This is a genomic window from Streptomyces vastus (assembly GCF_039532825.1).
In the GTDB taxonomy this organism is placed as follows: domain Bacteria; phylum Actinomycetota; class Actinomycetes; order Streptomycetales; family Streptomycetaceae; genus Streptomyces; species Streptomyces vastus.
In genome coordinates, this window is sequence record NZ_BAAASJ010000076.1 from 56980 (window position 1) to 77754 (window position 20775).

17 protein-coding genes and 2 pseudogenes are annotated in these 20775 nt (G+C 68.8%); 7 read left to right on the forward strand and 12 right to left on the reverse strand.

Annotated features, from left to right (window positions below):
- Positions 1-36 precede the first annotated feature (36 nt).
- The 3 genes and pseudogenes from ABD357_RS27595 to ABD357_RS27605 all read left to right on the forward strand — a co-directional run.
- Entirely contained in the window at positions 37-477 is a 441-nt protein-coding gene (locus tag ABD357_RS27595; protein WP_344393717.1) for an ATP-binding protein, read from the forward strand.
- Positions 478-664: 187 nt separating this feature from the next.
- Positions 665-1789 (forward strand): DUF4037 domain-containing protein, encoded by a 1125-nt coding sequence (locus ABD357_RS27600; RefSeq protein WP_344393718.1) that lies wholly within the window; start codon positions 665-667, stop codon positions 1787-1789.
- Positions 1790-1954: 165 nt separating this feature from the next.
- Positions 1955-2098: pseudogene (locus tag ABD357_RS27605) on the forward strand (tetrahydrofolate dehydrogenase/cyclohydrolase catalytic domain-containing protein); the annotation flags it as partial.
- Positions 2099-2151: 53 nt separating this feature from the next.
- On the opposite strand, the gene ABD357_RS27610 reads toward ABD357_RS27605, so the two are convergent.
- From ABD357_RS27610 to ABD357_RS27665, 12 genes and pseudogenes are all read right to left on the reverse strand, one after another.
- Positions 2152-2277: a hypothetical protein gene (locus ABD357_RS27610; RefSeq protein WP_344393719.1), complete on the reverse strand. Its 126-nt coding sequence runs from the start codon at positions 2275-2277 to the stop codon at positions 2152-2154.
- A 341-nt stretch (positions 2278-2618) separates the two neighbouring features.
- On the reverse strand, positions 2619-3419 hold the full coding sequence (locus ABD357_RS27615; protein ID WP_344393720.1) for an ABC transporter permease: 801 nt from the start codon (positions 3417-3419) through the stop codon (positions 2619-2621).
- Position 3420: 1 nt separating this feature from the next.
- Positions 3421-4224 (reverse strand): ABC-2 family transporter protein, encoded by an 804-nt coding sequence (locus ABD357_RS27620; protein ID WP_344393721.1) that lies wholly within the window; start codon positions 4222-4224, stop codon positions 3421-3423.
- Between the two features lies 1 nt (position 4225).
- Positions 4226-5233, reverse strand: a complete 1008-nt coding sequence (locus ABD357_RS27625; protein WP_344393722.1) for an ABC transporter ATP-binding protein — start codon at positions 5231-5233, stop codon at positions 4226-4228.
- Positions 5230-6396 carry an MFS transporter gene (locus ABD357_RS27630; protein ID WP_344393723.1) on the reverse strand — a complete coding sequence of 389 codons (1167 nt, stop codon included), beginning with the start codon at positions 6394-6396 and terminating at the stop codon, positions 5230-5232. Before ABD357_RS27630 ends, ABD357_RS27625 begins: the two co-directional genes overlap by 4 nt.
- The gene (locus ABD357_RS27635) at positions 6389-9262 is read right to left on the reverse strand and encodes a glycoside hydrolase family 2 TIM barrel-domain containing protein (protein ID WP_344393724.1); all 2874 of its coding nucleotides are present in this window, start codon (positions 9260-9262) and stop codon (positions 6389-6391) included. The genes ABD357_RS27630 and ABD357_RS27635 overlap by 8 nt, the downstream gene beginning before the upstream one ends.
- 121 nt (positions 9263-9383) lie before the next feature.
- Complete coding sequence (locus ABD357_RS27640) at positions 9384-10277, reverse strand: carbohydrate ABC transporter permease (RefSeq protein WP_344393725.1); 894 nt, start codon at positions 10275-10277, stop codon at positions 9384-9386.
- Positions 10274-11236: a carbohydrate ABC transporter permease gene (locus ABD357_RS27645; RefSeq protein WP_344393726.1), complete on the reverse strand. Its 963-nt coding sequence runs from the start codon at positions 11234-11236 to the stop codon at positions 10274-10276. Before ABD357_RS27645 ends, ABD357_RS27640 begins: the two co-directional genes overlap by 4 nt.
- Positions 11237-11265: 29 nt before the next feature.
- Positions 11266-12531: an ABC transporter substrate-binding protein gene (locus tag ABD357_RS27650; protein ID WP_344393727.1), complete on the reverse strand. Its 1266-nt coding sequence runs from the start codon at positions 12529-12531 to the stop codon at positions 11266-11268.
- A gap of 272 nt (positions 12532-12803) precedes the next feature.
- Positions 12804-14039 carry an ROK family transcriptional regulator gene (locus tag ABD357_RS27655; protein WP_344393728.1) on the reverse strand — a complete coding sequence of 412 codons (1236 nt, stop codon included), beginning with the start codon at positions 14037-14039 and terminating at the stop codon, positions 12804-12806.
- Between the two features lie 144 nt (positions 14040-14183).
- The gene (locus tag ABD357_RS27660; RefSeq protein WP_344393888.1) at positions 14184-15428 is read right to left on the reverse strand and encodes an FAD-binding protein; all 1245 of its coding nucleotides are present in this window, start codon (positions 15426-15428) and stop codon (positions 14184-14186) included.
- 129 nt (positions 15429-15557) lie between these two features.
- Positions 15558-15980: pseudogene (locus tag ABD357_RS27665) on the reverse strand (GNAT family N-acetyltransferase); the annotation flags it as partial.
- A gap of 645 nt (positions 15981-16625) precedes the next feature.
- On the opposite strand from ABD357_RS27665, the gene ABD357_RS44845 reads away from it, so the two are divergent.
- The 4 genes from ABD357_RS44845 to ABD357_RS27685 all read left to right on the forward strand — a co-directional run bounded on the left by ABD357_RS44845 (position 16626) and on the right by ABD357_RS27685 (position 20530).
- The gene (locus tag ABD357_RS44845; RefSeq protein ID WP_425585043.1) at positions 16626-17033 is read left to right on the forward strand and encodes a galactose-binding domain-containing protein; all 408 of its coding nucleotides are present in this window, start codon (positions 16626-16628) and stop codon (positions 17031-17033) included.
- Between the two features lie 108 nt (positions 17034-17141).
- A complete protein-coding gene (locus ABD357_RS27675; protein WP_344393729.1) occupies positions 17142-18464 on the forward strand; it encodes a radical SAM protein in 1323 nt (440 codons plus the stop codon).
- Between the two features lie 237 nt (positions 18465-18701).
- A complete protein-coding gene (locus ABD357_RS27680) occupies positions 18702-20243 on the forward strand; it encodes a cellulose binding domain-containing protein (protein ID WP_344393730.1) in 1542 nt (513 codons plus the stop codon).
- The gene (locus tag ABD357_RS27685; protein WP_344393731.1) at positions 20174-20530 is read left to right on the forward strand and encodes a polysaccharide lyase beta-sandwich domain-containing protein; all 357 of its coding nucleotides are present in this window, start codon (positions 20174-20176) and stop codon (positions 20528-20530) included. Before ABD357_RS27680 ends, ABD357_RS27685 begins: the two co-directional genes overlap by 70 nt.
- Positions 20531-20775: the final 245 nt, after the last annotated feature.

Below are 20775 nucleotides of genomic sequence, written 5' to 3' on the forward strand. Positions count from 1 at the left end.
CTGGTGACCGCGCGCGCAGGCCGCCACCGTGGACGCATGACGAACCACGCCCTGCCCCAAGTCCCGGTCACCGTACGCACGTTCGCGCAGCGACTGAGCTCGACGCCACGAGGAGCCCGCCTCGCTTGGCGTCTCGTCGCGCACCGGCTCGAGGCGTGGGGCTATCCGTACGGCGACGAGACCAACGACACCGTGACATCCATCGCGGCCGAACTCGCGGCGAACGCGGTGCGTCACAGGCGGGTGCCCGGCCGGGACTTCCGCGTACGACTGACGGAGACGGAACAGTTGCTGCGTATCGAGGTCACCGATCAACGTGGGGAGCGGTTGCCGGTCCTGGGGGTGCCGGGCGGTGAAGCCGAGGGCGGGCGTGGTCTGTTGCTGGTCGCGGGGCCGGCGGCTCGGTGGGACGTGGATCTCCACTCGGACGGTCCGGGCAAGACGATCTGGGCGGAGGTACCCCGCCCCGTGGCGTAGCCGCCGGCGCCGGCTCCGGTCCGATCTCCAGCGGTGTGGGGGATTGGAAGCTTTGGGACAACGACAGTTGGGAAAGTCCCCGGTCAGGGCGTTGGCGGGTGGTGGTCGCGTGTCCCAAACCTTCCAATCGCCGGCCTCCCACGAAATCCGGTGGTGGGCGGAAGTCCGGTCCCGGCAGAGTGACCGCATGCCGACACCGCCTCCCACACCCAGTGCCGCGTTTCTCCCCGGCCTCGAGCTCTCCCGGATCCTGTACGAGGAGGCCGTGCGGCCGATCCTCGCCGAGGCGTATCCGAGGCTGCGGTACACGGCCGCGCGGATCGGTTCGGGTTCGGAAGTGCTCGGCTTCGACACGGCACGGTCGGCGGATCATGAATGGGGGCCGCGGCTGAACCTGTTCCTGTCGGCCGAGGATGTCGCCGAGCACGGGGAGCGGATCCATCGGCTGCTGGCCGAGCGCCTGCCCAAGGAGGTGCGCGGGTGGCCCACGCACTTCCGGCGCCGGGACGACGACGCGCTGGACCCGGTGTCGGGCCACATGGAGCTGGTCGACGGGCCCGTCGACCACCGGGTGTCCGTGGACGGGCTCGGGCCGTGGCTCGTGGCGCAGCTCGGCGTGGACGCGCTTGCCACCGCCGAACTGACCGTGCACGACTGGCTTTCCATCCCCCAGCAGCGGCTCCTCGAGGTGACCGCGGGCGCCGTCTTCCACGACGGACTCGGCGCGCTGGACACCGTGCGGCGGCGCCTCGCCTGGTACCCGGACCAGGTGTGGCGCCACCTGCTGGCCTGCCAGTGGCAACGGCTCTCCCAGGAGGAGGCGTTCGTCGGCCGTTGCGCGGAGGTCGGGGACGAGCTGGGCTCCGCAGTGGTCGCCGGGCGGCTGGTACGTGACCTGATGCGGCTGTGCCTGCTGCTGTCGCGGACATACGCCCCGTACAGCAAATGGCTCGGCAGCACCTTCGCCCGGCTGCCGGTGGCCGCCGACCTCACCCCCTCGCTGCGCGGGGCGCTCGCCGCGACGCAGTGCGCGGACCGGGAACGGCACCTGTGCGACGCGTACGAGAAGGTCGCCACCCTCCAGAACGAGACCGGCCTCACCGATCCGGTCGACCCCACCCGCCGCCGCTACCACAACCGCCCGTTCCTGGTCCTCCACGCCGAACGTTTCGCCCAGGCCCTGAACCAGACGGTCACCGGCCCGGAGCTGCGCTCCCGCCCACTGATCGGCAGCGTGGATCAGTGGGCGGACAGCACTGACCTCCTCTCTGGCGCGCCCCGTGGCATCGCCGGCCCACACCCCTGTCCGTGAAAGGCGTGAACAGCCACGGGGAAGATGTCCTTCAGGCGCTCAAACGAGCGGTGAACACCGTGGGGAGAAGTGCTCGCGCTTTGCGACACAGCACCCCCTGGGTGCGCGGGATCTTCGTCATTCCCGGGGCCGTTCACGTCCACTACAGTGCAGACGGCCCAGCTCATGGACGGCACCGGACTCGCCCGGCGCATCATCGAGGAGACCGCCGCCCGTGCGGCGCAGATCTCGCGGCGCGCCAGCGTGGCGCCGTGTCTGGCGGCGGTATTGGTGGGCGAGGACCCAGCGTCCGTGACGTACGTCCGCATGACCTGAGAGAGGCCGCGGAGGAGTAGCCCGGATCCCGCCCTTGGGACCGTGTGTCATCCCTGCTGCCCGGCCTCCGGCCGCTCCCGTACCCGCCCTGCCAGCACCGCCGCCCCCAGCGCCGACACGATCAGCGTCACCAGTGCCAGTCGCAGATCGGCCGCGCCCGCGAGAAGGCCCACGGCCGGGCCGGCGAGGAGGAAGCCGGGCCACTGGCCGATGGTGATGACGGAGACGCCCTCGCCGGTCGGGACTCCGGGCTGCCGAGAGGCTCAGCAGGCGGGTGCTCACCCGTCCGATCAGCGCGGTGATCAGCACGATCGCGACGAGGTCCCCGGCGGCGGACGTACTGCTCACCAGCCCCCACTCGGACACGTCCAGGCCGACCGCACCCCGGATCGCCGGGATGCGCGCCATCCAGCCGCCCTGGGTGGCCCCCAGGATCACGAACACCAGGCAGACCGAGAGCCGGGCCGTAAGTCGGAGGAGGACGGGGACGAGGACGACGATGGCGTGGCCGTCCTCACCCGTTCACACCCGTGTAGTGCCGCAGACTCCACAGCCACAGCAACCGCGCGCCCAGGTACGCCGCGGCGCCCAGGAACGGGGACGCGGCGGCGAGCCAGTACGGGACAGCGGTGTCGTGGCCGGTGAGGACCGCGGCCGGGAAGTAGGCGACGAACGCGAGGGGAAGGGCGAACGTCAGGAAGCCGCCCACCGCCTTCGGCAGTACGTTCAGGGGGTAGCTGCCGAAGGTGCCGAGCAGTTCCTCCAGCCAGCGGCCCCAGTAGTCGGCGGCCGGGAAGCGGAGGGAGGCACAGGCCACCACCGTGAACAGGGCCGCCTCCAGGAGCATGCCGCCGATGATCGCGGCGATCAGGTACGAGATCCGGCCCGCCGTCCAGTCCAGGTGGCTGCGGCTGAGCGCGCCCACCATCAGGCCCGCCGCGACCGTGAGGTCGCCTATCGCATTGGTCGGGAAGTAGGCGAGCTGAACCTGGCGGTGCACCGGCATCGGGCGGAGCAGATAGACGTCGATTTTTCCTTCCTGGATCTCCCGGCCGATGAAATGCATACGTCCGAGCAGAAGCACGTTCAACCCGTGCGCGAGCATCCTGATCGCCGGGATCATCAGCACGTCCGAGCTCTCCCAGCCGCCCATTCCGCTGAACCGCGTCAGCAACACCGTCGCGAACACGATCACCGACACCTGCCAGATCGCGCCGATCGCGATGTTCAGCAGGAATTCGATGCGGTACTCCATCGAGGCACGGATGTTGAGCAGCGTGATGCGCCACACGATGCGCAGAGCCTTCAGCGACATCTCAGCCTCCCTGCGAGATCACGCGCCGCGCGGCCCGCCGCCACACCCACCGGGTGAACAGCGCCAGCACGACGACCCAGGCGGCCTGAATGGCCAACTGGACTCCAGCGTCGGACAGTTCGATCCGGCCGACGTAGATCGACAGCGGCACGCTCAGCGTCGCCTGGAACGGCAGGAAGCTGCTCAGCGTGATGAACCAGTCCGGGAAGAACCACAGCGGCGCGTACACCCCGGACAGCAGGTTCTGCGCGAAGATCAGGATCAGCAACGCGGAGTTGTTGCGGATGGTGAAGAAGCACAGTTGGTCGAGGACGAGCATGACGTAGTACAGGACCCACTGGCCGAGCAGCATGCTCACCGCGAACACCCCTGCCACGGCGGCGGATTCGGGGGGTTCCACCACGCCCGCGGCGAGACAGACCGCGTACCCGCCGAGGGCCCACGCCAGCCCGTACAGCTGCTCGCCGAGCGCGCGCAGGGCGTAGTAGCGCTGGGGCGGCAGCGGGCGCAGGTACCAGTAGACGATCGTGCCGTAGTACATGTGCTGGATCACGGTGTCCCGGCCCGCGAACTGGTCCAACTCCCTGAGCCGGGAGGCGAGTACGGCCATGACGGCGTACGTGACCGCCTGCTCGCGGCTCAGTCCGGCGGTGGTGCCGGTCTGTGCGTACAGGCCCCGCCACAGGGAGGCCACCAGGACCACCTGGACGATCAGCCGGAGCAGGACGGCGGTCATCCGGGGCGGGGTGTGCAGCTCGCCGAGCGGGGTGACGCGCGCGGCCCGCCAGCCGTGCAGTACGGCCATCTCAGGCTCCTTCTGCCGCGGGCTCGGCATGGACGTACGCCGCCCGCATCGCATCCTCCAACTCGGCCTCGTCCAGGGCGATGTCGGTCACCTCGTACCGCTCGATGACCTGCTTCAGCGCCTGGTGCACCGTCGGCGCGGCCGGCCCGTCCGGGCCGAACACCACCTGAGGGCCTTCCCGCCGTGCGAGCACGACCCCGGGCCACGGCTCGACGACGGCGTGCGCATCGGCGAGCGTGGCCCGTACCTGCCAGGTCCAGCCGAACTTCCGGCGGATCTCGTCCAGCGTGCCGTCCAGGACGAGTCGCCCGTGGTTGATCAGCACGACGCGCTCCGCTAGCCGCTCGACCTCCGTCATGTCGTGCGTGGTGAGCAGCACCGTCCGCCCGCGCTCCTCCACCTGGTACCGGAGGAACTCCCGCACCTGCTCCTTGACCACCACGTCCATGCCGATGGTCGGCTCGTCGAGGAAGACCACCGGCGGGTCGTGCAGCAGGGCGGCGGCCAGGTCGGAGCGCACGCGCTGGCCGAGCGAGAGGTGTCGTACGCGTGTGTCCCAGAAGGAAGAGAGGTCGAGCAGCTCGTCGAACTCCCGTAGCCGCGAACGGTGTTCGTCCGCGGGTACGTCATAGATGTCCCGCAGGATCGCGAAGGACTCCCGCACGGGCAGGTCCCACCACAGCTGTGTGCGCTGCCCGAACACCGCCCCGATGTTGCGCGCGTTGCGCTCGCGCTCCTCGTACGGGACGACGCCCGCGACCCGCGCCTCACCGGCCGTGGGCGTGAGGATGCCGGTGAGCATCTTGATGGTGGTGGACTTGCCCGCGCCGTTCGGCCCGAGCAGGGCGAGGAGTTCGCCGGGCTGCACCTCGAAGCTGATGTCGGTGACTGCGTGCTTGGCGACCCGTTCCGGGTTGACCAGTGATCTGACGGCGCCCAGGAAACCGGGGCGGCGCACAGCCGTGTGGAAGGTCCGGGAAAGTCCCCGGACCTCGATGCTGCCGCTCATTCAGCGGACCTCCTGGTCATCCTGATCAGCCATACGGTCGCGACGAGACTGGCTCCCGACAACGCTGTCAGCAGCCAGGGCACCGCGCGGATGCCGGAGACCTCGATGCCCATTCCGAGCAGTGGCGGCGCTGCCACTCCGCCGATCATCGACGCGGCTATGACCCAGGCACCGGCACGCTTGGCCTGGGGGAGAGCCCGGATCAGCCAGGGAAGGCCGGTGGGGAAGACGGGCGCGATGAACAAGCCAACACCCGCGTACGCCACTGGCGCCACTCCTTTTACGAGCGAAAGCAGGAGGCACGCCGTCATACCGGCCGCGCACACGGTGAGGATGCGCTCGGGCGAGTACCGCAGCGTGATCGGGACGACGACGAAGCGACCGACGGTCATCATCAGCCAGTACACGGAGGTGGCGGAGGCCGCGACGGTGGCACTGTAGCCGACCGTCTCCAGGTGTGTGGGCTCCCAGCCGCCGACGCCCGCCTCGACGCCGACGTTGAGGATGTAGAGGACGAGGAAGCCGATGAGTATGCGGGAGAGGAGGCCCCCGGTGGCGGCAGGTTTTTCCACCGAGAGCGCCGGTTCCTCGCTGCCCACGCCGCCCGTGCACAGGATCAGCGCGCCCGCCAGCACCGCACACGCCCCGAAGGCGTACGCGTACCCGTCCGGGCCCGTCCAGGCGATGAGCGCTGGTCCGAGTACGGCGCCGATGCCGAAGTGGGCGTGGAGAACGTTGAGCATCGCCGTCGAGCGGCTGCCGAAGCCGACCGCGAAGAGCTGGTTGAGGCCGTAGTCGATACCGCCGAAACCGAGGCCGCCGAGGAAGGCCGCGGCGAGCGCGAGCGGCCAGTTCGGGGCGAACGCGATGCCCGCGCCGCCCGCCGCCATCAGGGCGTAACTCGCCCCGAGCAGTGCCCTGTTGCTGATCCGGGAGTGGATCGCGTTGAAGGCCAGTACGCCCGCGACGCCGCCCGTGAAGTGCAGGCTGAGTCCGAGTCCGGCCGCGGAGGGGGAGAGGCCGTACTCCTCGCGCAGGCCCGGGACCGCCGGGCCGTAGAGCGCCTGGACCATGCCGATGAGGACGAAACCCACGCACGACGCGACCGCGGCCGGGCGGCTGAAAAGCCGTCCGGCCGCGGGGGGTATGGTTGTGTCAGTCACGGATTTCCGAGAACACGAACGAGAACTCGGCGGGTGCCGCCCGCAGTTGGTACTGCGGCAGCGCGCCCGGACCGCAGGACTGCGAGCCGATGCCCTGCTGGCCGTTGTCGAGGTTGACCCACACCGTGTCTCCGGGTGTCAGGTCCGTCAGGTGCTGGGCCGCGTCCAACTGCTCGTTGGTCCAGCGCCTGGCCGAGAACCAGAACTCCGGGTCACCCTCGATCCGCAGCCCGCCGAGCTCCGCCAGGCGGACGTCGGCCCGCGCACCGTTCTCCTGCGGACGCACGTACGGAGTCTGCAGCTCGTCCACCGATGAGTGCCAATACCCCAACATTGAGGCCGACTTGGTGTCCGGGTACGCCTCTCCGGGACCGCCGCCGAACCACTTCACCTGGTCCGCCTGCGCGAGCCCGAACCGGATGCCGAGCCTGGGCAGCGGGACCGTCCAGTCGCCCTCGGGCGCCACGGACACGGTCAGCTTCAGCCGCGTGCCGTCGGACGTCCACCGGTACACCGTTCGCAGGCCCACCTCCCAGGCGGCGGGCGCCACCCGGGTCCGTACGGTCAACGCATCGTCGCTCAACTCGACGCCGTCCAGGCGGTGTTGCATGCGGTGCAAGCCGTACTTGCGCCACAGCGAAGCCCAGCGGATGTCGTCCTGCCAGGAGGCGCCCTCGTCGTTGTCGGTCGGCGCCCGCCACACGTCGAGGCGCAAGCCGGTCACGTCGATGCCGCCGATGGTCTTCAGCGCACCGGTACGTACGTCGAAGGAGGCCGGGCCGAGGTAGATCAGCCGCTCGCTCGCCGAGGGACTGTCGCTTGCCACGACGGACGGCAACGACCGTGCGCTGACGGGAAGTTCAGCCCACGCCACCTCATGGTCCTTCTTCCCCCACGCGGTCTCGTCGGCCAGCAGCGCCCGTACCGTCCACTGCGTCTCGGACCCGCGCCCGTCGCCCGACGGCGGCTCCGGCAGCTTCACCTCCGCCGACTCGCCCGGTGCCAGCGCGGGTACGGACAGGCTGCCCGCCTCGACCGTCTTGCCGTCGACCTGGTACGACCACTCGAAGGCCAGCGCCGAGAGGTCGGCGAAGTCGTACGCGTTCGTGACCCGTACGGTGCCGTCCGAGCCGTCTCCCTCGATACGGACCGGCTCAATCACCTTCTTGAACTCGACGAGCCCCGGCGAGGGCTTGCGGTCCGGGAAGATCAGCCCGTCGCAGACGAAGTTCCCGTCGTGCAGCTCCTCCCCGAAGTCGCCGCCGTACGCGAAACCGAACCGCGCGTCCTTGATGCCGTGGTCGATCCACTCCCAGATGAAGCCGCCCTGGAGCCGGTCGTACGCCTCGAAGATCCGCTGGTAGTCGGCGATGCCACCGGGGCCGTTGCCCATGGCGTGCCCGTACTCGCAGAGGATGAAGGGGAGCCCGCGCCGCCTGTGCGTGCCGCCGTCGAGGTCCCGGCCGATCTGCTCGACCTCCTCGTGGGCCGCGTACATGCGTGAGTACATGTCCGTGTCACGGCAGTTGATGTCGCCCTCGTAGTGGATGAGGCGCGAGCCGTCCCGGCCGCGGATCCACTCGGCCATCGCCGTGAGGCCGCGCCCGGTGCCGGCCTCGTTGCCGAGGGACCAGATCACGACGGACGGGTGGTTCTTGTCGCGCTCGACCATCCGGGCCGTACGGTCGATCAGTGCCGGAGTCCAGCGGTCGTCGTCCACCGGGTTGTCGCGCCAGGCCTGCTCGACGAAGCCGTGGGTCTCCAGGTCGCACTCGTCGATGACCCACAGTCCGTACTCGTCGCACAGGTCGAGGAAGGCCGGGTGCGGCGGGTAGTGGGAGGTGCGGACGGCGTTGATGTTGTGCCGCTTCATCAGCAGCACGTCCTCGCGCATCGTCTCCAGGTCGAGGGCACGGCCGCGCTCGGGGTGCCACTCGTGCCGGTTGACGCCCTTGAAGAGGAGCGGCTTGCCGTTGACCTTGATCAGGCCGTCCTCCAGCACGACCGTGCGGAAGCCGATCCGCAGCGGAACCTGCTCCCCCTCGGTGGCCAGCACGCCGTCGTACAGATGCGGCGTTTCGGCGGTCCACGCCTTGACCGGGACCGTCACGGACTCGCCGGTCGCGACATCGATGTCCAGGGCGGGCACGGTGACCCGGCCGTCGACGTCGGAGTCGACGCGCAGGGTGCCCTCGCCGCTGACGTGGTCGTACGAAGCGTGCACGAAGAAGTCGAGCGCGCTGCCCGCCGGGCGGTGCAGCAGCGTGACGTCCCGGAAGATGCCGGGCAGCCACCACTGGTCCTGGTCCTCCAGGTACGAGCCCGCCGACCACTGGTGGACGCGGACGGCAAGGACGTTCCCCGTCGGCTTGAGCAGGTGGCCGACCGTGAACTCGTGGGGCAGCCGGGAGCCCTTGAACTCGCCGATGTCGGTGCCGTTCAGCCAGACCCGGGCACAGGACTCGACGCCGTCGAAGCGCAGTACCGAGCCGCCGTCCGTCAGAGCGGGCCACTCGTCCGGCAGGTCGAAGACCCGCAGATGGTCACCGGTCGGGTTCTCGGTCGGCACGCGCGGCGGGTCGACCGGGAACGGGTAGAGGTGGTTGGTGTAGATGGGCGAGCCGTGGCCCTGAAGGACCCAGTGGCCGGGGACCCGCACCTCGGCCCAGTTCCCGGCGTCGTACCCCTCCGCGGCGAAGGAGTCGTCCTCAGCGTCGGCGGTCGCCGACAGTCGGAAGCGCCAACTACCGTTCAGGGAAAGGGCGGCGGCGTCGGAGGACGCGTACCAGGCACGGGGCGGCAGGGCCCCGCTGCCCGGCGAGACGTCTTCGACGTAGTCGACGGAAGTGGTGGTGCGGAAAGACATCGGTCTCCTAAGCAGAATCGACTCCGGTGCACACCCGCGCCCCTAGAAGGGGCGCGGGGAACTGCGCGATAAGCCCCCACCGGCCCGCAGCCATTCACACCGCACCCCGCGGAGCGGCATGTCAGCCCTTGATGCCTGTCTGTGCGACCCCCTGCACCAGCCAGCGCTGGAGGAAGAGGAACACGAGCACCAGGGGCAGGATCGAGATGGCGGTCGCCATGAAGATCAGATGGAAGTTGACGGTCTGGTTGGTCATGTACGAGGAGAGCGCCACCTGGACCGTCCACGCCTCCTGGTCCTGGCCGATGACCAGGGGCCACAGGAAGGCGTTCCAGCCCTGGATGAAGGTGATGGTGGCGATGGCCGCGAAGAAGTTCAGCGAGTTGGGTACGACGACGCGCCAGTACGCGCCCCAGTACCCGAGCCCGTCCACACGCGCCGCCTCCTCCAGCTCCTTGGGGAACCCCAGGAAGTACTGCCGGAACAGGAAGCAGGTGAAACCACTGAAAAGCCCCGGAATGATGAGACCGCGGAAACTCGACACCCAGCCGAGCGACGAGACCAGCACGAAGCTCGGTACGAAGGTGACGGCGGCCGGCACCATCAGGGTCACCAGGACCAGGTAGAAGATCTTGTTGGCGTGCTTGTACGGGATGCGCGCCAGGCCGTACCCGGCCAGCGAACACACCAGCAGGACGCCCACGGTGTGCGCGACGCCGACGATCGTGGAGTTCCACAGGGACGTAGCGAACGGCACGGTGTTGTCGCTGAACAGCTCGCTGATGTTGCCCCACTGGATGTCGGTGGGGAAGAACTTCCAGTTCTCGCCGGTGATCTCGGCGTCCGTGGACAGGGCGTTGCGGACGATCAGATAGAAGGGGACCAGGAAGAGGAAGGCCGCGACGCCGGTGGCGATGTAGAGGCCGGTGGAGCTGATGACGCTGCCGCGCCTGATGCCGCGCGGCTTGGTCACCACAGGCGTGGCGTCCTTGATCGGAGGCGTGGTGGTGGTCACTTGGTCTCGTCCCCCCTTCCGAAGCCCATGAACTTCCCCTGCAGCAGTGTCACCGTGCAGATCAGCACGGTGAGGATCATCGCGCCCGCGCTGCCGGCGCCGTAGTCCTGGTCCTCGCCCAGAGCCGTGTAGTACAGCTCGACGAGCGGCGGTCGGCCCCACGTCGTCTTCGCGAGGAGATTGAAGAACTCGTCGAAGGCCTGGTATGCCGCCACGAGCAGCAGCAGGACCACGGCGGTCGACGTCGCCCGGAGCTGAGGCAGGGTGATGTGCCGGAAGGTCTGCCAGCCCGGCTTGGCGCCGTCGATGGCGGCGGCCTCGTACAGCTCCGGCGGGATGTTCTGCAGTGCCGCCAGGAACAGGATCATGTAGAAGCCGGCCTGCAGCCACAGCCGTACCGTGACGATGACCAGCCAGTACCAGGGCGGGCTGGGGTTGGCCAGCCAGGCGATGTTCTCGACCCCGAACCAGCCGAGGATGGTGTTCGCCAGGCCGAAGCGCACGCCGCTGAAGATGGACATCTTCCAGATCAGAGAGGCCGCGACGAAGCTGCACGCCGTCGGTAGGAAGAAGACGGACCGGAAGAACGCCTTCATGAAGCGCAGCCGGTGCACCATCAGCGCGAGTCCGAGGGACAGCGCCCAGGTGATCGGCACGATGATGATGGCGAAGACGGTGAAGGTCCCCAGCGCGCCGACGAAGTCGCCGTTCGTCAGCATCTGCTTGTAGTTGTCGAAGCCGACGAACGTGTTGGGCGTGACCGTGTAGCGCGCCTCGAAGAAGCTGAGCCAGAGGCTCCAGCCGATGGGGATGTAGACGAAGATCACCAGGCCGAGGAGGAACGGGCCGGTGAAGAGCCAGAAGTTGAACGTGCTGCCCCGCACGCCCCGCCGCGGCTTGGCCTTGGAGACCTTGGCCGGGGCGGGGCGCGTGACATCACGCGTGGTGGTGGTCGACATGTCGTAACCCGTCCGTACCGTCCCTCGGCCTATCCGAAGAGCTTCTTGAGCTCGCGGTTGACCTTCTTGTCCGCGGTGTCGAGGGCCTTCTGCGGGTCCACGCCCTTGCGGACGGCGTCGGCGATCACTTCCTCGAGCGCGGTGATCATCGCCTGGGTCCAGTTGATGTTGTCGAAGCGCCCGTAATCGGTGAAGAGCTTGACACCCTCAGCGGGCAGGCCCGACTTGAGCTTGTCGGCCGACTCGGCGATCGAGACACGCGGCGGGACGTGGAAGCCGTAGCTGAGAGCCCAGTCCTCCTGGTACTTCTTCTGGTCGATCCAGAGCCACTTCACGTACTCCTTGGCCAGGTCGACGTTCTTGCCCTTGGCGTTCACGAACATCGACCAGCCGCCGTTGTAGACGGCGGGCTTGGCCCCGGAAGCCGCGGCGGGGAAGGGGAAGATCCCGAGGTCGTCGCCGAGGGCTTTCTGCATCACGGGCATGGCCCACATGCCGCACCACTGGATCGCGGTGAGGCCCTGGACCAGGGCCGAGGGGTCCCAATAGTCGGCGGGGGCGTCCAGCAGCAAGTGGCCGCTGGTGAACATCTTGCGGTACAGCCTCAGCGCCGCGGCCACCTCGTCGGTGTGGTAAGCGATCTCGTTGCTGGCGTTGAGCTGGTCGGCGCCGGCCGCCCAGACCAGGGCATAGTTCGTCGACACCATGTTGTTGCCGAGGAACAGACCCTTGACCTTGTCGGTGGTGAGCTTGTCGGCGGCCTCGGCGAGTTCCTCGAGGGTCTGCGGGACGTCCACGCCCGCCTTTTCCAGCATCGACTTGCGGTAGAAGAAGAACTGCGGGTCGTCGATCATGCGGACGCCGTATATCTTCCCGTCGACCGTGTGCGACTTGATGTCGGCCGGGTTGAAGTCGTCCTTGACCGGGTTGATGATGTCGTCCAGCGGCGCCACCTGACCGCTCTTGATGAGCTGGAGCTGCGGGTGGAACTCGAAGACGTCCGGGGCGTTGCCGGTGAGCAGCGCCGAGAACAGCTTGCTCTCGAAGTTGGAGCCGGTGATCCACTGCGTGGCCACGTTGGCACCGTCGAAGTCCTTCGCGTAGCGCTTGATGGCCTCCTGCGTGCCGGCCTCACCGTACGCGTGGAAGTACTGCGTCAGGGCCTTGCCCGAGGCGCCTCCCTCGGAGCGGCCGGTGTTGCCGCCGCAGGCGGCCAGCCCGCCGGCGGCGGCCAGGCCCATGGTGGCCCGGAGTATGGATCGGCGGTCCCAGTTGTTGCTGCTCATTGCCGACATGCTGACGTCCTTGTCTTCTAAGTGCGGCTGCGGCTCGATCGCTCGGTGAGCCAGGGCTCAAATCTCAGGTGCGGTGCGGGACGTTAACCTTCGGCTAAGGCTTCGGCAAGGGGTTGGACGAAGTCTGTTCGAAGCGTTGTTTCCGGTTCGGAATTCCGAACGTGGAATGTTGCGAGAAGCGGCGCGGTGTTGCGAGAGGTAGTGGATTCAGGGACGTACGGAGGGGAGGACCGCCGGATCAAGGTGGCCGGCGGCCCTCGGCCCGGGGTTCGTTACTGCTTGGACCAAGTGCGTCGGTTGTTCCTCTGACCGGCCTTCTGGGTGATCGAGGACAGGGCGCCCTCGAGTGCGAACGTCGCCGCGCCGAGGCACACCGGATCGGTGGGAATCGGAGACAGGACGATCTCGGTGGCGGCCAGCGGCCGCCTCAGCGCATGCCGGGCCACCGCCTCGCGCACCTCCTCGAGCAGGGGCTCGCCGAGGGCGGCCGCGACCCAGCTGCTGAGGACGACCACCTCGGGGTTGAGCAGATTCACCAGATCCGCGATGCCGGCACCGAGGTAACGGGCCGTGTCCCGGACCACCTTGACCGCCACCGGATCCTGGGCGGCGACTCCCCGGGCCAGGGCGTCGATGGTCGCCGTCTGGTCCTCGGGGTGGAGCAGCGGGCTGCGGGGACTCAACTCCCGCAGATTCAGCATGATTCCGGGGGCTCCCACATACGTTTCCACGCATCCGTGGTTGCCGCAGTGACAGAGCCGTCCGTCCAGTACGAGCGTGGTGTGGCCCCATTCGCCCGCACTGTTGCTCACACCGCGATGGAGCCCGCCGCCCAGGGCGAGCCCGGCGCCCACCCCGGTGCCGAGGTTCACCACCACGGCGTCCCCGCGCCCGCGGGCCGCGCCGAACCACAGCTCGGCGACCGCGCAGGCGCGCAGCGGATTGTCGAGATACAGGGGATACGAGATGTGCTCGGAGAGCAGATCGAGCAGGGGAACGTCGTGCCAGTCCCAGTTCGGCGCGTACTCCGCGATTCCGGTGGCGCGGTCCACCTGCCCCGGCACGCTGACCCCGACACCGAGAACGCGCGCGCCCTCGACCCCGGCCTGCGCGACCACCGAGCCGACGGCCGCGGCGACATGCCCGACGACCTGCACCGGACGGCTCTCACCGGGGCGCATGTCCTCGTCCGCTCGGGCCAGCACGTTCAGCGCGAGGTCGAACAGCTCGACCCGTACGTACGTCTCAGCGATGTCCACGCCGATCAACGCGCCCCCCGACGCGTTGACGGCCACGAGGCCCCGCGGGCGGCCACCCGCCGAGTCCTCGAACCCGACCTCCGTGAGCATCCCGAGGTCGAGCAGTTCGCCCACCAGCGTGGCGACCGTAGCCAGACTCAGTCCGGTGGCGGCCGCCAGCTCCTGCCGGGACGTGGGTGACTCGGCGATGATCTGGCGCAGCACCTCATAGCGGTTCGCGGTGCGTATGTCGCGGGATGTGCGCTTCACCGGGCGGCCCCCTCTCCCTTCAGAACCATGCCGAGCCACGTCGGCCCCGGCGCGGCGCAAGGCTATGGCCTGCAACGGACTTTCGACAAGGGGTTAGGAAAGGGGTTGTAGAAAGAGGGGGCTTACTTGTCGGATGCCTGGACGTCAGACGCCGAGCACCTCGTGGACGAAGGTGTTCCGGAACGTGCCCGCCGGGTCCAGCTCCTCGGCCAGGGACGTGAACGCGTCGATCCGCGGATAGCTTTCGCGCAGCGTAGCCGGTGCCGTGGTGAACACCTTGCCCCAGTGCGGGCGCGCATCGAAGGGGGCGAGTGCCTCCTCGATCCGCCGCACCACGGGCAGCACGGCCGCCGTGTCCGGGACCCAGGTGAAATGGAACGCCACGGTGTCGCGCCCGTACGCGGGGCTCAGCCACTGGCTGTCCGCGGCGACCGTGCGGACCTCGCAGATCTGCAGCACCGGGGCGATCGTCGCGCGGATCGCGTCGAGAGCGTGCAGGGCGTCGAGCGCGTACGGGCGTGGGAGCAGGTACTCCGACTGCAGCTCGGCGCCGCTGCTCGGGGTGAACTCGGCGCGGAAATGCGGCAGTCGCTCATGCCAGGGGCCCGGCACACCGAACTGCTGCGTGCAGTTCCCGGCGGGCATGCCCGGTACGGGGTGCATCGCCTCGGTGAGGGGAGCGGCCCACGGGAAGTCGTGCAGCGGCTGGTCGGTGCGCCGCTTGACCCACGCCTGTACGAAACCGGACTGCCGCCAGTCGGTGAACAGGCTCACGCTGTACGCCGATGCCGACACCGTCTCGAAGTCGAGCCCAGCGAGGGGGAGTTGGCCATACACCTGCTGGGCGACCTCGAAGTCCGGCTCCAGGTCGAGGGTGAGCGCGGTGACCACGCCGAGCGCTCCCAGGGAGGTCACGGCGCCGTCGAAGCGGGCGTCGCCGCGGCCGATCGTCAGCATCGAGCCGTCGGCGGAGACCAGTTCGACCTCGCGTACGGCCGAGGCCAGGGAACCGTTGGAGTTCCCCGAGCCGTGCGTGCCGGTCGCCACCGAGCCCGCCACCGAGATGTGCGGCAGCGAGGCCATGTTGTGCAACGCGAGCCCGTGCTCATGGACGCGCAGGGCGAGCTCCGCGTACCGCACCCCACCGGCCACCCGCACCGTACGGGCCGCCGTGTCCACCTCCACCGACGGCGGCAGCGCGGTCAGCGAGACCAGCACGCCCTCGCTTCCGGGGTCGGCGATCTCGTTGAACGAGTGCCCGCTGCCCAGTACCCGTACCCGGGCACTCTGCGCGACGAGCGCGCGCAGCACGTCGAGCGAGTGCGGGCGGTGCAGCTCCTTGGCGGAGTAGGTGATGTTGCCCGCCCAGTTGGCCACGGGCTCTGTCATCCCTGCCATGTCGTCCCTCCCCAGGAAGCTCTCTGTTGTAGCTGGAAGCTACCTTGACGGGCGGCCGGGCTTCCTCTGCGGGTAGGGCGGCGGCGTTTGCTGTGCCCGTCGCGGAACCCTCCGGAGTTCTCAACCGGCTTCCGGTGCGGCACTTGAGAAGCCGTACCCGGTGAAGTCGGTGAGCGGGATGTATCCGAGTCGTTGGTAGAGCGCGGTGCTGGTGAGGTTGGCAGGGTCCGCGAAGAGCACGACGTCTGTCGCACCCGCGGCCAGCGCGGCCCTGCTCGTCTCGACCGTCACGGCCCCCGCGTAGCCACGGCCCCGGAGGTGAGCCGGCGTGTAGACGGGGTCCACCCGGACCATGCCGCCGACCATCGAGGTCGCGGCCGCCATGGAGACGGGAGTGCCGTCCGGCGTCTCCCAGAACGTGAAGTGTCTGTCGCCGAAGCGCGAGCCGGCCCAGTCACCGGCGTCGATGAGGTCTATGGAGCGGTCCTCTCCGACGTCGACGCAGAACTCACGGCACCAGCGCACGAGTTGCTCACGGTCACTCCCTGGCTCCGGCTGGTCCGGGACTTCGCCGCACACCGCGTCCTCGCGCAGGTCTCGGCCGATGGTTCGGTGTGGCTGACGGTCGGCTCGCTGTTCACGCCTTTCCCGTACGCCGTCCATGCGGGCGTGGTGGCCACGGGTGACGCCGCGTTCGCGAAGGTCGCGGTCGATGTGCTCGCGGCCGGTGCGGTTGTCGTCTCGGTCGAGCGGGATGCCGATACCGCGGTTGTTCGCTGGAACAAGCCGGAGGACGCGGTGGCGTTCACGTTGTCCCGCTCGACGGACGGTACGCAGTGGGAGGTGCTGGAGAGGGGCACCCGCTCGTACACATACAAGGACGAGGGGCTGCGCCACGGAAGGCGCTACTACAAGGTTGCCGCCCAGCTCGTCGGTGGTGGCACGCGTGAGACGACCGACCCCGTGGTCGTCTCTGCCGAGACCTTGGCCCAGGTCATCGCCCGCGCCCGGAAGGCGGACGCCTCCGAGTGGACGAAGAAGTCGTACGCGGCCTTTGTCGCCGAACTCGACCGCATCGAGAAGGCGGCGGGGGAGGACGAGGACACCCGTATCGACCAGGTGTACGCGGCTTACGAGCTCCTCGTCTCCATCGAGACGCTGCTGCGGAAGTTCGAGGTCGCGCCGTCGATGGTGCAGGCGTCGACCGTCGCGTGGCCGGGCACGGGGACGACGGCGGCAAACGGATGGCGGGCCTTCGACGGTGACACGGCCACGTATACCGACACGTTGGCCGCGGAGAGCTGGATCAACATCGATGCGGGGGCCTCCGGGCCGATCACCGTGGACCGTGTCCGCCTGTATCCGCGTGTGGGTCAGCTGAGCCGTGCCAATGGGACCGTGTTCCGGGGCTCGAACGACGACGGGGGCACTTGGACGGACTTCCACACGGTCAGCGGGGTCAACGCTGCCCAGTGGTACGAGTTCAAGCTTCCTGAGCGTGCCTCGTACCAGCGGATTCGCGTGTACGACGGTCACAATGGGCGCTGCAACCTGGCGGAGGTGGAGTTCTGGTACCAGCTGCCGGATGAGGAGTGAGGGCTGCGGGACCCACGAGGGGCCCCGGCCCTCCAGCCCCACTGCCAGAGGCTTACCGTGAGGAGTCGAGCACGCGAGCCAGAAGTGCACGGGAGCGAGGAGGTCGGGATGGGCAGCCGTACCGCACTGGTCGAGGATCTGATGGAGCGGTTCCCGCATGTGCCACGGGAGGCCGTCTTCAAGGAGGACCTGCTGCGTGGGGGAGTGGCCTTCGACGACTCGGCGCTCAGTGACAATGAGGACGGCGACGTCAAGCCGAAGTCGTACTTCATCTTCTCCTTCGACCACGGGACCCTGCCCGAGCTGGGCGAGGCCGCGCTGAGGCGCCCGCCCGAGGAGATCATTCTCACCGGGGGGCCGTACGACCTGCGGCGCACCGTCGTCTCCGTACGCGTCAATCCGTCCTCGCCCTACCGCGTGGCCGCCGGCGAGGACGGTGTGCTCGGGCTCTATCTCGACGGGAAGCGGATCTCGGACGTCGGAGTACCGCCGATGCCCGAGTACTACCGGCACACGCTCGCGAGTGGGAAGTCCGTGATGGAGGTGGCCCCGACGATCCAGTGGGGCTATCTCATCTACCTCACCGTCTTCCGGGTCTGCCAGTACTTCGGCGCCAAGGAGGAGTGCCAGTACTGCGACATCAACCACAACTGGCGCCAGCACAAGGCGGCGGGGCGCCCGTACACCGGTGTGAAGGACGTCGAGGAGGTCCTTGAAGCACTGGAGATCATCGACCGGTACGACACCGCCAAGGCGTCCACCGCGTACACGCTGACCGGCGGTGCGATCACCTCGAAGGTCGCGGGCCGCGACGAGGCCGACTTCTACGGCCACTACGCCAAGGCCATCGAGGAGCGCTTCCCGGGGCGGTGGATCGGCAAGGTCGTCGCGCAGGCGCTGCCGCGTGACGACGTACAGCGCTTCAAGGACTACGGCGTGCAGATCTACCACCCGAACTACGAGGTGTGGGACCGCCGTCTCTTCGAGCTGTACTGCCCCGGCAAGGAGCGTTACGTCGGCCGCGACGAGTGGCACAAGCGCATCCTCGACTCGGCGGAGATCTTCGGCGCACGCAACGTCATCCCCAACTTCGTCGCGGGCGTCGAGATGGCCGAGCCCTTCGGCTTCACGACGGTCGACGAAGCGATCGAGTCGACGACCGAGGGCCTGCGGTTCTTCATGTCGCACGGCATCACGCCGAGGTTCACCACCTGGTGCCCCGAGCCGACGACACCGCTGGGCAAGGCCAATCCGCAGGGTGCGCCGCTGGAATATCACATCCGGCTGCTCGAGGCGTATCGCTCGACCATGGAGGACTTCGGTCTGTCCTCGCCTCCCGGATACGGCCCGCCAGGGCCGGGGAACGCGGTCTTCTCGGTGAGCTCGTTCATGGACAGTCTGCCGGCGAACGAGGAGGCGTCCGCGGTCTGAGGGACGGGCGTGAGGCAGGGGCTTGAGGGATACGTTCGCGCTGGTGGGAGTCGGGGTTTGGGTTGATGGGATGGGGCTTCTGCGGCGTCAGAGGTAGCTGCATATGCATGTGACGCTTGTCAGTTGTGCGGGTCGCGTGAAAAACTCTGGTCCCCCCTGAGATGTCCCCGCTCAACTGTCGTATTCCCCTCTTGAGTTGACTCCCCTCTTTTTCGGATGCAGGTGAAGTCCCCACCCATGCCTGACCTGCCGACCCCTCAAGACGCCGCTGAGGCCACGCTGTTCTCGGAGTGCTGGGACGCGGTGCTGTCGTACGCCGATCTGTGCACCGCTGGTTCCCCCAGTGCCCGCCAGCTGGCCTCCGAGGCGTTCTCCCATGGCATACGTGAGGTGCGCGCCTCCGAGGACAGTGGCCGCAAGAGCTTCGGGCGCCGGTCGCGGACGCCCCGTCTGCCCCGTATCCCGACGTTACTGACCTCCGTACGCCAGACGGCCGCCCGCTGGGAATCGCAGGGCAAAGGGGACCGCCTCGACTCCGAGCTGCGGCTGTGGCTCAACTCCGAGAAGGCGGAACGCTATTCGGGACCGCCACTGCAACGGCCGCTTGCACTGCGCGCGCTCAGGGACATGCAGGAAGCGGACGCGGCGCTGCTCTGGCTGGCCGAGGTCGAGGCGATACCGCTGCCCGCCGTGACCGGCCGACTCGGCCTGGACCCGGAGGGCGCCTCGGAGGAACTCGCCCAGGTGCGCCGCGTGTTCCGCGACCGCTGCCACCGCAACCATCTCGACACCCCGCTCGACGAGGACTGCCGCAGCTACGCCCGGCTCCTCGACGCGGTCACCCGCTCACCCGGCGCCGACACCCCTGAGGACCTCTCCCGTCACCTGGCGCGCTGCGTCGAGTGCGCGGAGGCCGCCGCCTGTCTGCGGCTCGGCGGTGGCGGGGTGCCCGCGGCTCTCGCGGGTGGCGTGCTCGGCTGGGGCGGACTCGCGTATCTGGAACGGCGGCGCAGAGCCGTGGAGTCGGGGATCAGCCGGTCGGGCGCGGACCCGGACGAGGTGGCGGAGCCACCGGATCCCGAGGAGGGCAAGGCCCGGATCGGGCGCGCCGGGCTGCTGGTCGCGGCCGTCATCGTGTCCATGCTCGCGCTCGTGGTCTCGCTGGGGGCCTTCGACTCCGACAGCGACCCCGTCGCGCAGGACCAGTCGGCGTCGGGCCGGCAGTCGGTGGGGGACCAGGTGCCCCCGGCGGACGCCGCGCTGCCGTCCGCAACCACGTCCCCCGCTCCGGAGCCCTCGGACTCCGACGCCTCGGACTCCGGGTCGGGCTCGGATGGCGACGAGAACGACAAGAACGACGAGAACGACGAGAACCCTCAGGACACAGACAAGGGCCAGAAGCCTCAGGGCGAGGCAACGGCCTCCCAAGAACCCGACGACGACCCCGAGCCCACGAAGCCCGCCTACTGCAAGGCCAGTTACGACCTGGTCAACCAGTGGCCGGACGGCTTCCAGGCCACCGTCACGGTCACCCCCGCCAAGGCCCTCGACGGCTGGCGCGTCGGCTGGAAGTTCCGTGACGGCCAGCGGATCACCCAGATGTGGGATGGCAAGGTCGATCAGGACGGCTCACGGGTGACCGCCACCCCTGCCGACTACAACAAGGCCGTACCCGCCGGCGGCAGACTCGCGGTCGGCTTCCTCGCGTCGTGGGAGGGCGAGAACTCGGCGCCGTACGACGTCACGTTGAACGGGCACGACTGCACGCACGCGAGCTGAAGGGCTCGCTCCGGAGACCCAGGGCCCGCTGGGCCGGTCTGGGCATCGACGGGCCCGCCTCCGTGATCGTGCGGCGCGAACGCCGCGGCCCGACCACCGTCGCCGTGTCCGACCCGACCATGCACCGGGACACGGTCACTGTCCTGCTCTGCGGCCGGCCGCAGCGGGAGGTCACGTCGGGCGACGGGGTACGCGTGCGCGCGGTCCACGGCGGAACCCGACTGGACTTCGACACCCGCCACGCGCACGGACGGAGCTTCCTGGCCACGCTGCGCTCCTCCGCATGAAAAGAGAGCCCCGCACAAAAAGAGTTGGCGTCCTGCCGGCGCATCGAGCTAGGGTCTCCGTCGTTCCCCTGGCGGCCGATTGGCCGCTGTCGTCGGCTGAGCAGGATCAGGAGGTGTGACCGATGGCTGTCGTTGAGATGGGCGCTGCCCGCATCCGGAAGTTCATCCATTCCACCTCCGTGGTCTCCGGCTGACCTCTTTCTTCTCCCACGCCACCGCGTGTGCCGGGGCCACCCTTGTGAAGG

Excerpts from the sequence above, each read along its gene's own strand:
- ABD357_RS27595 (WP_344393717.1), top strand. The coding sequence starts at position 37 with ATGACGAACCACGCCCTGCCCCAAGTCCCGGTCACCGTACGCACGTTC.
- ABD357_RS27600 (WP_344393718.1), top strand. The coding sequence starts at position 665 with ATGCCGACACCGCCTCCCACACCCAGTGCCGCGTTTCTCCCCGGCCTC.
- ABD357_RS27615 (WP_344393720.1), bottom strand. The coding sequence starts at position 3,419 with ATGTCGCTGAAGGCTCTGCGCATCGTGTGGCGCATCACGCTGCTCAAC.
- ABD357_RS27620 (WP_344393721.1), bottom strand. The coding sequence starts at position 4,224 with ATGGCCGTACTGCACGGCTGGCGGGCCGCGCGCGTCACCCCGCTCGGC.
- ABD357_RS27625 (WP_344393722.1), bottom strand. The coding sequence starts at position 5,233 with ATGAGCGGCAGCATCGAGGTCCGGGGACTTTCCCGGACCTTCCACACG.
- ABD357_RS27635 (WP_344393724.1), bottom strand. The coding sequence starts at position 9,262 with ATGTCTTTCCGCACCACCACTTCCGTCGACTACGTCGAAGACGTCTCG.
- ABD357_RS27645 (WP_344393726.1), bottom strand. The coding sequence starts at position 11,236 with ATGTCGACCACCACCACGCGTGATGTCACGCGCCCCGCCCCGGCCAAG.
- ABD357_RS27650 (WP_344393727.1), bottom strand. The coding sequence starts at position 12,531 with ATGTCGGCAATGAGCAGCAACAACTGGGACCGCCGATCCATACTCCGG.
- ABD357_RS27660 (WP_344393888.1), bottom strand. The coding sequence starts at position 15,428 with ATGACAGAGCCCGTGGCCAACTGGGCGGGCAACATCACCTACTCCGCC.
- ABD357_RS44845 (WP_425585043.1), top strand. The coding sequence starts at position 16,626 with ATGGTGCAGGCGTCGACCGTCGCGTGGCCGGGCACGGGGACGACGGCG.
- ABD357_RS27675 (WP_344393729.1), top strand. The coding sequence starts at position 17,142 with ATGGGCAGCCGTACCGCACTGGTCGAGGATCTGATGGAGCGGTTCCCG.
- ABD357_RS27680 (WP_344393730.1), top strand. The coding sequence starts at position 18,702 with ATGCCTGACCTGCCGACCCCTCAAGACGCCGCTGAGGCCACGCTGTTC.